This window comes from Ureibacillus massiliensis 4400831 = CIP 108448 = CCUG 49529, from assembly GCF_000772965.1.
In the GTDB taxonomy this organism is placed as follows: Bacteria; Bacillota; Bacilli; order Bacillales_A; family Planococcaceae; genus Ureibacillus; species Ureibacillus massiliensis.
On sequence record NZ_JPVQ01000064.1, the window covers coordinates 1 to 13,326 of the forward strand.

Consider the following 13,326-nt stretch of genomic DNA (forward strand, 5'->3'; position numbering starts at 1 on the left):
ACATCAATTACAACAATTATTCGTAGGTTTGATTCTGTTTTAAATGATAAATTGGCTAGTGGTGTTGAATTACCTAAGCATATCGCTATTGATGAATATAAGGGCGATACAGATGCAGGAACATATCAGCTCATTATTGCGAATGCAGAAACACACGAACCGCTTGATATCTTACCCAACCGTCGTAAAAATACAATTAAAGATTACTTAAGAAAATTTGGTTCCTCAGTTAATGTCGTAGTGATGGATATGAATCCTCATTTTAAAGAAGCTGTTAAAAAGGCATTAAGTCGACCTGTAATCGTGGCCGATCGATTTCACTATAGTCGTTATATTTACTGGGCATTAGACGAGGTTCGTAGAATCGTTCAGAAAGAATGGCATGCTTATGATCGCAAACAGTGTAAAAGGATGCGGCATGTATTGTATAAGAGAAAAGAGAAATTAAAGGAAAAGGATCGCTGGTACTTAAATCGTTATCTCGGAATGTCAGATGTTTTAAAACAAGCATACATACTTAAAGAAGCTTATTGTAAATGGTTAGACTGGGCGAAAATAACGAATGACATAAAAGAAATAAAAGTAAAATTATTTGAATTCTACAAGCAGGTTGAAGAATCAAATATTCCTGCGTTTATTAAGGCAATTCAAACCTTTAAAAATTGGCAGGTAGAGATATTAAATAGTTTCAGTTACGGTTACTCTAACGGCTTTTTAGAAGGGATAAATAATAAATCGAAAGTTATTAAACGAAATGCCTACGGCTTTAAGAAATTTGAGCATTATAAAGGTAAAATATTATTAAGCAATCAATATAAAGAAATCGGTATTCATTTAGGATGAAAAAGGTGATGTGAAGATAACATCACCCCAACATTTGAAATTGAACCAAAAAAAGGAAAAAATTTAATGAGATATTTAAAAAAAATAATAGTTTCCTAGAACGATATTTCTTTAGATTTTCGGTATAATGGACTTCGTGAGGAAGTGACGAAGATGATTCAATCAAATAAAAATTGGGTTGTACAAAAGCTTGATGACCAAGTGATTAAGCAATTACAACAAGAGCTAGGAATTTCTTCTATCTCAGCAAAAATACTTGCAGCTAGAGGATATGTTAATTCAGAGGAAGCTCATGCATTATTAAACATAGATGAAAGTCAATTACATAATCCGTATTTATTAAATGGAATGGAAGAAGCCGTTCAACTGATTAAACATGCAATAGACCATGAAGAAAAAATACTAATATATGGAGACTACGATGCAGATGGTATTTCAAGTACAACAGTAATGCTACGCACATTATATGATCTAGGTGCAAATGTTGACTTTATGATACCGAATCGGTTTACTCATGGTTATGGTCCACATGAGGAACTTTTTCGAAAAGCATATGAAACTGGGGTCAAATTAATTATAACTGTTGATAATGGAATCAGTGGGATAGAACCCGTCCGTGTTGCAAAAGAACTTGGAATGAAAGTTATTGTAACGGACCACCATGAGGCAGGGGATGTTTTACCTCCTGCAGATGTTATTATTCATCCTAGAGTACCAGAAGGACATTATCCATTTGGAGAATTAGCTGGAGTGGGTGTTGCATTTAAATTGGCCCATGCTCTATATGGTGATGTGCCTACACATCTTTTTGAATTTGTATCAATTGGAACAGTCGCCGATTTAGTACCTTTAGTTGGAGAAAATCGATTTTTAGTACAGCAAGGTATTAAATATATGAGTAGATCTAAAAATCCTTGGGTACGAGCATTATGCGAAGTTGCGGGAGTTGAGCAACGTGAAATCGATGAAGATACAATAGGTTTCTATTTTGGCCCAAGATTAAATGCGATTGGGCGCCTAGGAGATGCCTCACCTGGTGTGCAATTTTTAATGAGTGAGGATTCAGTTAATGCCATTGAAGGAGCAAATCAATTAAATAAGAAAAATTCAGAGCGTAAAGCCATTGTCAATACAATAACTGAAGAAGCGATTGCCATGATTGAAAATGACGAGAAGATTGCCAATTCTTTAGTTTTAGTTATTGCTAAAGAAGGTTGGAATCCAGGTGTTATTGGTATTGTAGCATCACGTTTAGTTGAAAAATATTACAGACCAACGATTGTTTTATCATTAGATTATGAAAAAGGAACGGCAAAAGGGTCAGCGCGTAGTATTGAAGGATTCCATATGTATAATGAGCTTGCAAAAAATAGAGATATTTTACCTCATTTTGGTGGGCATCCTATGGCAGCAGGTATGACCTTTTCATTAGACCATGTGGATGAATTACGTCAGAGGCTGCATTCCCAAGCTTTTGACTGTTTAACAGATGAATTATTAACACCTAAATTAAAAATAGATGTGCCACTAGATTTAGGGGAAATTACGGTCGAGGCAATAGAAGAGATTAAAAAACTCGGACCATTTGGGACAGGATTTACGAAACCAATATATGCAATTGAAAAAGTAAGGGTCCGTTCCATGAAAATAATTGGTGCAGCAAAGAATCATATTAAGATGGAACTAGAAGATGATTTTGGAGTTATTGATGCAATTGGCTTTGATAAAGGACATCTTCACGATGAAATTTCATATGGTGTTAATTTATCTTTTGTAGGGGATTTACAAATAAATGAGTGGCAAGGAAAGAAAAAACCCCAACTAATGATTTCTGATGTACAAACAAATGAATGGCAACTCTTCGATTATAGAGGTAAAGGGAATTCTACACGATGGCTTCAACATGTTCCAAAAGAGGAGTCCATATTTATTGCCTTTAAAGAGGATACAGTTCAGTATTTTCAATCAATGATTTCAGAACCTATTTACTTGTTCAATAAAGAAGAAGTTATGCCAAGTGAGAAAGCCTACATGGTATTTTTAGATTTACCATTATCAATCATAGATATTGAACAAGTAGTTAGTAGATATAAGCCGAAAAGAATTTATGCAATATTTTATACGGAAAATCCACAATTTTTCAATGGAATGCCGACAAGAGAGCATTTTGGATGGTATTATACATTTTTAAAGAAAAGACCATCCTTTAATTTAAATGCGTCTATTGAACAATTGTCTAAACAAATTGGGTTGAATATTGAAGTGATAAAATTTATGACAACCGTGTTTTTAGAGCTTGGTTTTGTTACAATAAGTAATGGTTTGACGAATGTGGTAGAGGAAGCTCCTAAACGATCCTTAGAGGAAGCACCTACATATAAATTACGTATGCAACAGTTAGAAATAGAGCAAAAGTTTTTATATGCAAATTATCAGGAGTTAAAACAATGGTTTGATGCAATATTAATGGAATATGATTATTCCTATTAGGAGGATTTAATAATGGATTTAAAACAATATGTTACAACAGTGGAAAACTGGCCAAAAGAAGGAATAAGCTTTAAAGACATTACAACCATTATGGATAATGGTCCAGCTTTTAAATATGCAGCAGATCAAATCGTAGAATTTGCTAAAGAAGTGGGAGCAGATGTTATCGTTGGACCAGAAGCGCGCGGATTTATCATTGGTTGCCCTGTTGCTTATGCACTTGAAATTGGTTTTGCACCAGTTCGTAAAGAAGGAAAACTACCAAGAGATGTTGTTCGTGTAGAGTATGGTCTCGAATATGGAGTAGATGTTCTAACAATGCACAAAGATGCGATTAAACCGGGACAAAAGGCTTTAATCGTTGATGATCTACTAGCTACTGGTGGTACAGTTGAAGCAACGATCAAGTTAATTGAAAAATTAGGTGGTACGGTTGCAGGATGTGCCTTTATTATTGAGCTGTCTGAATTAAACGGACGTGGAAAAATTGGTAACTACCCAATTAAAACATTGATTTCTTACTAAACTTAAAATACCTCTTTCATTTATTTAAAAAGATGAAAGAGGTATTTTTACATAGTGCTAGTGGCATGATAAAATTGCCTAAATAGATGCATTGTTCAAAAAAAAGACAAAAATTCATGTTTTATTCATGGATTCAACTACATGTCTTTACATACTATATATAATTTTTATACAATAAAATTTATATATCTATTATGAAAATATATTAGCAAGGTGGACAACTAATGGCGAAAGAGCAAATTTTGACGCCCGAAGATGTATTCGCGAAAGTCAAAACATATATGAATGAAGAACATGTGAATTTCGTTAAAAAGGCGTACGAAGTTGCTAATGAAGCGCATAAAGAGCAGCTTCGTAGTTCAGGGGAACCTTATATAATTCATCCAATACAAGTAGCAGGAATCTTAGCAGACCTTCAAATGGATCCTGAAACAGTTTCTGCTGGATTTCTTCATGATGTTGTTGAGGACACATCTGTTACACGTGAAGATCTCGTAAATGAGTTTAATGAAGAAGTAGCAGTGTTAGTCGATGGTGTTACAAAGCTAGGTAAGATTAAATATTTATCTAAAAAAGAACAGCAAGCAGAAAATCATCGAAAAATGTTTGTTGCTATGGCACAAGATATACGTGTTATTTTAATTAAACTAGCAGATCGTCTACATAATATGCGAACATTGAAACACTTATCTTCTGAGAAACAACGAAGAATTTCAAATGAGACTTTAGAAATATTTGCACCACTTGCTCATCGCCTAGGAATTTCAAAAGTCAAATGGGAATTAGAAGATACAGCATTACGTTATTTAAATCCTCAGCAATATTATCGCATCGTTAGCCTCATGAAGAGAAAACGAGTTGAAAGAGAAGCCTATTTAGAAAATGTAATGTCAGAAATTAAAAGTCAACTTCAAGAAGTAGAAATTGATGTAGAAATATATGGTCGTCCAAAACATATTTATAGCATTTACCGTAAAATGGTTCTGCAAAATAAACAATTTAATGAGATATACGACTTATTAGCCGTACGAATTATAGTAAATAGTATAAAAGATTGCTATGCAGTATTAGGAATAGTTCATACTCTTTGGAAACCGATGCCAGGTCGCTTTAAAGATTATATTGCAATGCCAAAGCAAAACCTTTACCAATCCCTCCATACTACAGTTATCGGTCCTTACGGGGATCCATTAGAAGTTCAAATCCGTACTCGAGAAATGCACCAAATCGCTGAATACGGGATTGCTGCACACTGGGCATATAAAGAAGGAAAGAACGTTAATAACAACAAAGAAAGCATTGACCAAAAGCTTACATGGTTCCGAGAAATATTAGAATTCCAAAATGAATCTTCAAATGCGGAAGAATTTATGGAATCTTTAAAATTTGATCTATTCTCTGATATGGTTTATGTTTTCACCCCTAAAGGAGAAGTAATAGAACTACCATCTGGTTCAGTGCCTATTGATTTTGCCTATCGAGTCCATTCAGAAGTAGGTAATCGAACAATTGGTGCGAAAGTAAACGGCAAAATGGTTCCGTTAGATACACCATTGAAAACAGGCGATATTATTGAAATTTTAACGTCCAAACAATCCTTTGGTCCAAGTAGAGACTGGCTAAAAATTGCCCAAAGCTCTCAAGCTAAGCATAAAATTAAACAATTTTTCAAAAAGCATTTACGAGAAGAAAATGTGTTGAAGGGTAAAGAGCTTGTTGAAAAAGAAATTAAGGCACAAGACTTTGATGTAAAAGAAGTTCTTTCATCTGAAAATATAAAACGCGTCCTTGATAAACTAAACTTTACAAATGAAGAGGACCTATATGCAGCAGTTGGTGTTGGTGGTATAACAGCTCAGCAGCTTGTTAATCGACTTGCAGAAAAGAAACGAAGAGAACGTGAGCAAGAAGAGGCTCTTGAAAAAATTGTTAAGGAAATGCAAAATCCGACGACAAAAAAACGTACAGAATCAGGTGTTGTCGTTAAAGGAATCGATAATCTACTAATTCGCTTATCCCGCTGTTGTACACCTGTACCTGGTGATGAAATTGTTGGTTTTATTACAAAAGGAAGAGGGGTTTCAGTTCATAGAGCAGATTGCCCGAACATTAAAGATGGTGACAACGAACGACTGATTGAAGTTGAGTGGGAGCATAGTGAAAATCATTTAAGAAAAGAATATCCAGTTGATATTGAAGTTTCTGCATTTGATCGACCGGGTATATTAAATGATGTAATGCATGCAGTTACGGAAACAAAAGTAAATATTTTAGCTGTGACTGGAAAGGCAGATTACAATAAAATTGCAACGTTACATTTAACAATCTCAATTTCCAATATTACGGCATTGCATAAAGTGGTAGAACGGATTAAACAATTACCGGACATTTATTCTGTCCAACGTGTTATAAATTAACTTTACGTTAGAAGGGTTAAAGATGAGAGTAGTAATACAAAGAAGTAAACAAGCTTCCGTCACTGTAAATGGTGAAGTTACGGGCGCTATTGAAAATGGATATGTTCTATTAGTCGGTCTTACCCATTCCGACACTATTGAAGATGTAAAGTATGTAGCAAAAAAGGTATCAGAAATTCGACTTTGGGAAGATGAAGAAGGTAAGATGAATCATTCTATTTTAGAACATGGGGGAGACATTTTATCAGTTTCTCAATTCACCCTTTATGCAGAAACAAGAAAAGGTAGAAGACCGAGTTTTATTGATGCTGCAAGACCAGAAAGTGCTTTACCACTATGGGAAGCCTTTAATGAGGAATTAAGAGCGCTCGGTTTAAAGGTTGAAACGGGTATTTTTGGAGCAATGATGGATGTGTCACTTATTAATGACGGTCCAGTAACAATTATTGTTGAATCGAAATGATAAAAAATAAAAATGCGTGCAAATGGTTATGGCCTATTGCACGCATTTTTCTATTCGATTTGAGCATCAAAATAATTTAAAATTCCATTATAAATTCCAAGTGTAGCCTGTTCACGATAAAAATCTGTTGTAATAATGCGTTCTTCTGTAGGATTACTCAAATATCCAAGTTCTATCAATATCGCATTTTGATAATTTTCTCTCAACACTAAATAATTACCTAATTGAGCCCCTCTATTTCTCAATGCCACTTTGCTTGCTAACCCTTCATTTACATATTGTGCAAGCTCTTGTTGATATGAGTGGTAATAATAAGTGGTAAATCCAGAAATAGAAGTATCCTCCGTGGCATCATAGTGAAGGCTAATAAACGCATCAGCGTTATTCATATGTGCAAAGGAAACCCGTTTCCGTAAATCAATATATTCATCAAATTCTCGAGTTAAATAAACTGTTGCTCCTGCATCTTGTAGTTTCGATTTTAGTAATTCTGCTGTAATCAGTGTCACTTCTTTTTCGATAGTCCCTCGATACCCAGCAGTTCCTTGGTCATTTCCACCATGCCCTGGATCAAGGACGATAGTTAATCCGTCAAGGGTTCCTTTTTTGCGATTTGCTTTAGGTTCATCTTCGTCGGTAGGACTGTCTTGTTTCGAATTCGTTGAAACGACCCAATTAGCAACATATGCATTTTGTTCGGAATTAATAGCGATTTCATACCATTCACCTTCATTTGAGACAATATTAAAAGAATCACCTGCATTGGCTCGAGTAACGACTGAAGAAGTAGTAGAAGGGGATTCTCTTAGATTTGTGCCGTTATAGATAATGGTAACAGTATCGTTTGAAACTTCAGATTTGGAATTTGATTGGAACGTTCCGTAAAATTGATAAACCCAACCTTCATTTTCCTCATCTAATTGTATTTTCACCCAATTATTTTTTACTTCCAAAACAGTAAATTCATCATCCTTGTTTGCAATACCGTTAATATTGGATGATAGATTTGGTTGGTCTCGAACATTTATTTCATCAATTGTAATTGTAAAATGTCTTAACGGATCATCTGTCTTCTCTTGAGTTGTATTCTGATTGATTTCTTCACTTTCTTTTTCGTTTATAGCAACATAGTCGGTAGACACCCAACCGTTCACTTCATTATGATTCGTAACCTTTGCCCAATTTTTTTCTATCTTTTCAATATATACTTCATCGCCTGTAAAAAGCTGTTTAACTACAGGGGCAGAGGTTGAAGGCTGCGAACGTACATTCAAACCATTAACTTGAGATATTGCTACTTTAATCTTTGAAGTATCCGATTGTTTGTTATTGGTTGTTGTTTGCCATGAAGGAACCCAACCTTTATTTTTTTCGGCCGCAACATAAATCCATTCGCCTTGCTCTTCAACTACTGTAAGAGCTTGTCCTTCTTTGATTTGATCAATGGCAGGATAGGACAATCCTGGTCCTTCACGTAACGATAGATTCTTACTAGAAACAACAAGATCATCGCTTGCATCGACAGTCATCTCAGATTGATTACCCTGAGTAAATACAAGGATCATTAATACGATGAATAGTAACGAAATATATAAATAGATTTTTTTCAAAATAAACCTCCTTTCATCAGTGGGGGCTTTACATGGAAATGAAGAAATAAATTTCAAATTATTATTTCTTCTATTGTAAAAGGAAATAAATGATAAAATCTATAGTTATTTTGTTGGATTGATATATTTTAAGATTATATTAAGGGAAAAACTATGTTTGTGTTAGTTAAAGAAAATGGTTGACAATTAATAAGTCCTAAACGTAAGATAAGAAGTAATGTGAATAAAAGAATCTTTGCCAATGACCAAGAAAGTAGCATTGACCTATTCTGACAAGAGAGGGAAAGACCTAGGCTGAAATCTTTCCTACAGTAAGTTTATGTGAACAACACTTGAGAGGCTTTCCTTCGAACTACATATGTAAAAGTAGGGGGAAACGGAATCGGCCGTTATCCGAGAATTGAGAGGGTGTACATAATTTAAACGAAAAGTACATCAACTAGGGTGGAACCGCGGAAGTCAACAGCTTTCGTCCCTTGCATTTTGCAATGGACGGAAGCTTTTTATTTTGCCTTCAGTTCATTTAAATATGAAGCGCGAATGTTGTACTAGTCTAATGTTTATTAAGGGCTAAGATAACCTCATTATGAAAGGAGCAAAATTCAATGTCATTTAAAGTACCTCGAGGAACACAAGATATATTGCCTGAACAAACACCAAAATGGCAAAAGGTTGAGTCAGTGCTACGTGAATTATCTCGTGTTTATCGTTATAAAGAAATTCGTACTCCAATGTTCGAACAAACAGAACTTTTCCAACGCAGTGTTGGTGATACAACGGATATCGTCCAAAAGGAAATGTACACATTTGAAGACCGAGGTGGTCGTTCATTGACACTTCGACCTGAAGGAACTGCTTCAACAGTTCGAGCCTATGTTGAACATAAAATGTTTGGTGTACCAGATCAACCGATGAAACTTTCTTATATTGGGCCAATGTTCCGATATGAACGTCAACAAGCTGGACGCTATCGCCAATTTGTACAGTTTGGTGTAGAAGCGATTGGAAGTAGTGATCCTGCAATAGATGCAGAAGTTATTGCTTTGGCAATGGATGTTTATCAATCAGTAGGTCTTAAAGATATTAAATTACATCTTAACTCATTAGGAGATAAAGAGACACGTGATGCGCACCGTACAGCACTTATAAATCACTTTAAACCTTCAATCAGTGAGTTTTGTAACGATTGCCAAAATCGTTTAGAAAAAAATCCATTACGAATTTTGGATTGTAAAGTGGATCATGAGCATCCTTTAATGGGTACTGCACCAAAATTAACGGATTATTTAAATGAATCTTCTGCAAGATATTTTGAAAAAGTGAAAGAATATTTAGAGATACTTGGTATTGATTATGAAGTTGACCCAAATCTAGTACGTGGGCTTGATTATTACAATCATACAGCCTTTGAAATTATGAGCACTGCTAGCGGCTTTGGTGCAATCACAACACTTTGTGGTGGAGGACGCTACAACGGGTTAGTAAGTGAAATGGGCGGTCCCGATTTACCAGGAATCGGCTTTGCCTTATCCATTGAAAGACTTCTTCTAGCTTTAGAAGCTGAAGGAATTGAACTAGATGTAGAGGATTCACTAGATATCTATGTTGTGGCAATGGGCGAAGAAGCGAAGAAAAAATCAGTTGAATTATTAAGTTCATTCCGAGCAAAAGGGATTTCAGCTGAAATGGATTATATTGATCGTAAAATGAAAGCGCAAATGAAGTCAGCTGACCGTCTTGGTGCGAAATATGTAATAGTAATTGGAGAAACAGAGCTTGAAGAAGCAAGTGTAAATATTAAAGAAATGCAATCAGGAAATGAAGAAAAAGTTGAACTTAGTGAATTAGTGAACTACTTACTAGAACATAAATAGGAATACAATGGAGGAAATAATCATGGCTCAAAGAACACATGCTTGCGGAGAATTGACAGAACAACACCAAGGACAGAAAGTTGTATTAAAAGGATGGGTACAACGACGTCGCGACTTGGGTGGTTTAATTTTCGTTGATGTGCGCGATCGTACAGGAATTGTTCAAGTTGTCTTTGGTGATCAAGCACCAGAAGCACTTACAATTGCGGATAAAATTCGTAGCGAATACGTAGTTGAAATAGAAGGGGAAGTTATTTTACGTGATGAAAGTCAAGTAAACCCGAATATTAAAACAGGTAAAATAGAAGTAGTTGCTTCAAACATTATTATTATTAACGAAGCAAAAACACCTCCGTTTGCAATCGAGGACAAAGTTGAAATTAATGAAGAAGCTCGTTTGAAATATCGTTACTTAGACTTACGTCGTCCAGTTATGTATAACACGTTTAAATTACGTTCTGACATTACTCGATCAATTCGTAATTTCTTACAAAATGAATCATTCTTAGAAGTGGAAACACCAATTTTAACAAAATCAACGCCAGAAGGTGCGCGAGATTATTTAGTGCCATCCCGCGTACATGAAGGTGAATTTTATGCATTACCACAATCACCGCAATTGTTTAAACAATTATTAATGGTTTCTGGTTTTGAAAAGTATTTCCAAATTGCTCGTTGCTTCCGTGACGAAGATTTACGTGCTGACCGTCAACCAGAATTTACACAAGTGGATATCGAAACTTCATTTATGTCAATGGATGAGATTATCGAAATGAATGAACGATTACTTCAAACGGTAATGAAAGAAGTTATGGATATTGAAATCCAGTTACCATTACAACGTATGCCTTATAAAGAAGCAATGGATCGCTACGGTTCTGATAAACCAGATGTACGTTTCGGTTTAGAATTAATCCAGCTTTCTGAAATCGTTAAAGATTCATCATTTAAAGTTTTTGCACAAGCAGTTGAAAATGGTGGAGAAGTAAAAGCGATAAACGTAAAAGGAAACGCAGACAACTATACTCGTAAAGATATCGATGCATTAACTGAATTTGTATCAATTTACGGTGCAAAAGGTTTAGCCTGGATTAAAGTAACTGAAGAAGGCTTCACAGGGCCGATTGCTAAATTCTTCGAAGGTGAAATTGTAGAGGAAATCACAAGTGCGACAAATGCTGAATCAGGTGACTTATTATTATTCGTTGCAGATAAATCACCAGTCGTAGCTGCATCTCTTGGTGCATTACGTATGAAATTAGGTAAAGAGTTAGGCTTAATTGATGAATCTCAATTTGCTTTCCTTTGGGTTACTGATTGGCCTTTACTTGAGTATGATGAAGAAGCAGGACGATATACTGCTGCTCACCATCCATTTACTCGTCCATTTGATGAAGACATCGAAAAAATGGATACAGATCCAGCGGCAGTACGTGCGCAAGCATATGATATCGTCTTAAATGGTTATGAGCTTGGTGGAGGTTCACTACGTATTTTCGAACGCGACCTTCAAGAAAAAATGTTTAAATTACTTGGATTCACTAAAGAAGAGGCTCAAGAACAATTTGGATTCTTACTTGAAGCATTTGAATATGGAGTTCCGCCACATGGAGGTTTAGCATTTGGTCTTGACCGTTTTGTAATGCTTCTTGCAGGGCGTACGAACTTACGAGATACAATTGCATTCCCTAAAACAGCAACTGCAAGCTGTTTACTAACAGATGCACCAAGTGAAGTTTCACCAGCGCAATTAAAAGAATTGCACTTAAAAATCAATAATTAATATGATGGGCGGCTCTTTTTGAGGCGCCCTTTCATTATTTAAAGTCAGAAAAGTAAATAAAACCAAAAAAATATAATATTTTTTTGTAAATGTAATTTGAAAATTCTGATTATTTGTGATAATATAAATAACAACACGAATCCTGAAATGTTTACTAAACAAATAACAAGTTTTGACCGAACAATAAATCGTAGGGAGCTCAAATTTCTACTTGGCAAACATGCCTGCATCAGTACGGGAAGTTTAAAAAGCAGAAGAGGGCACCCACCTGTAAGCAACGGGTTCAAAACAGATTTGAAAGAAACGTGGCACTTTGGGATTCGTAATTCCTAAACTCCTTACTTGCTCTCCTCAAAATGAGGGGAGTTTTTTTAGTTTAAAGTGACAAACTAACAATAATCATTAAAGTTGCTTTCTACAAATAATTAAATGTGTTATAATCCCGAGTAGAATAATATAGATTGAGAGGCATTTTAAATGTTACACCAATTTTCGAGAAATGAATTAGCAATAGGTAAAGAAGGTTTAGAAAAATTAAAAGATGCAACCGTAGCCATACTGGGAATCGGCGGCGTAGGTTCTTTCGCTGCTGAAGCATGTGCAAGAAGTGGCGTAGGTCGAATCATTCTAGTAGATAAAGATAATGTAGATATTACGAATGTTAATCGTCAGCTAGTTGCGTATCTTTCAACTGTTGGTAAGTCAAAATCTGCAGTGATGAAGGAACGAATAGCAGATATAAACCCAGAGTGTGAAGTAATTGATATGCATATGTTCTACACAGAAGAAACTTATGAGAAGTTTTTTGAGCAAAATATTGATTATGTCATTGATGCTTCAGATACGGTGATGTACAAAATCCATTTAATGAAAGAATGTTTAAAACGAAATATCCCAATTATTTCAAGTATGGGAGCTGCTAATAAAATGGATCCGACACGCTTCCAAATTGCAGATATTTCAAAAACTCATACGGACCCTTTGGCAAAGGTAATCAGAACAAAATTACGTAAAGAAGGTATTAAAAAAGGGGTCATGGTCGTCTTTTCTGACGAATCTCCAATTGTAGTTCGTCCTGATGTTGTTGAAGAAGTAGGGAATCCAAATGCACAAATTCGTAAAGCAAAAATGCCACCTTCTTCAAATGCCTTTGTACCTTCTGTAGCTGGATTAGTAGCTGCAAGCTGGGTAATCAATCAAATTTTAAAAGATATTCACATAACACGAGTACAACAATAAAAGTACGGCGACAAAATCATTATTATGATTTTGTCTTTTTGTGTGCCGGGCATGTCCGTCAACTAGGTGATGAAAGTTCACT

At 35.3% G+C, this 13,326-nt stretch carries 9 protein-coding genes, 1 other RNA gene and 1 other annotated feature; of the genes, 9 read left to right on the forward strand and 1 reads right to left on the reverse strand.

From position 1 onward, the window contains the following. From CD30_RS17780 to dtd, 5 genes are all read left to right on the forward strand, one after another. On the forward strand, positions 1 to 843 hold an 843-nt coding region (locus tag CD30_RS17780; protein ID WP_036180013.1), incomplete at its 5' end, for an ISL3 family transposase. A gap of 153 nt (positions 844 to 996) precedes the next feature. Continuing rightward, positions 997 to 3,333: a single-stranded-DNA-specific exonuclease RecJ gene (gene recJ / locus CD30_RS17785; RefSeq protein ID WP_036180015.1), complete on the forward strand. Its 2,337-nt coding sequence runs from the start codon at positions 997 to 999 to the stop codon at positions 3,331 to 3,333. 12 nt (positions 3,334 to 3,345) lie between these two features. Further along, on the forward strand, positions 3,346 to 3,858 hold the full coding sequence (locus CD30_RS17790) for an adenine phosphoribosyltransferase (protein WP_036180017.1): 513 nt from the start codon (positions 3,346 to 3,348) through the stop codon (positions 3,856 to 3,858). A 224-nt stretch (positions 3,859 to 4,082) separates the two neighbouring features. Beyond that, the gene (locus CD30_RS17795) at positions 4,083 to 6,275 is read left to right on the forward strand and encodes a RelA/SpoT family protein (protein ID WP_036180019.1); all 2,193 of its coding nucleotides are present in this window, start codon (positions 4,083 to 4,085) and stop codon (positions 6,273 to 6,275) included. A gap of 22 nt (positions 6,276 to 6,297) precedes the next feature. Then, entirely contained in the window at positions 6,298 to 6,738 is a 441-nt protein-coding gene (gene dtd, locus CD30_RS17800; protein ID WP_036180021.1) for a D-aminoacyl-tRNA deacylase, read from the forward strand. Positions 6,739 to 6,788: 50 nt separating this feature from the next. Here the strand turns inward: dtd and CD30_RS17805 are convergent, their stop codons facing one another. Beyond that, positions 6,789 to 8,348, reverse strand: coding sequence for an N-acetylmuramoyl-L-alanine amidase (locus CD30_RS17805; RefSeq protein ID WP_036180023.1), 1,560 nt, complete (start codon positions 8,346 to 8,348; stop codon positions 6,789 to 6,791). Positions 8,349 to 8,580: 232 nt separating this feature from the next. Beyond that, positions 8,581 to 8,828, forward strand: a binding site (T-box leader). 125 nt (positions 8,829 to 8,953) lie between these two features. Here CD30_RS17805 and hisS point away from each other — a divergent pair. The 4 genes from hisS (at position 8,954) to CD30_RS17820 (ending at position 13,244) form a co-directional block, all read left to right on the forward strand. Further along, positions 8,954 to 10,222 (forward strand): histidine--tRNA ligase, encoded by a 1,269-nt coding sequence (gene hisS, locus CD30_RS17810; protein WP_036180025.1) that lies wholly within the window; start codon positions 8,954 to 8,956, stop codon positions 10,220 to 10,222. Positions 10,223 to 10,244: 22 nt separating this feature from the next. Further along, positions 10,245 to 12,005, forward strand: a complete 1,761-nt coding sequence (gene aspS / locus CD30_RS17815) for an aspartate--tRNA ligase (protein WP_036180028.1) — start codon at positions 10,245 to 10,247, stop codon at positions 12,003 to 12,005. Positions 12,006 to 12,141: 136 nt separating this feature from the next. Continuing rightward, positions 12,142 to 12,329: non-coding RNA, 6S RNA (gene ssrS, locus CD30_RS19930), on the forward strand. Between the two features lie 153 nt (positions 12,330 to 12,482). After that, positions 12,483 to 13,244 (forward strand): tRNA threonylcarbamoyladenosine dehydratase, encoded by a 762-nt coding sequence (locus CD30_RS17820; protein ID WP_036180031.1) that lies wholly within the window; start codon positions 12,483 to 12,485, stop codon positions 13,242 to 13,244. Positions 13,245 to 13,326: the final 82 nt, after the last annotated feature.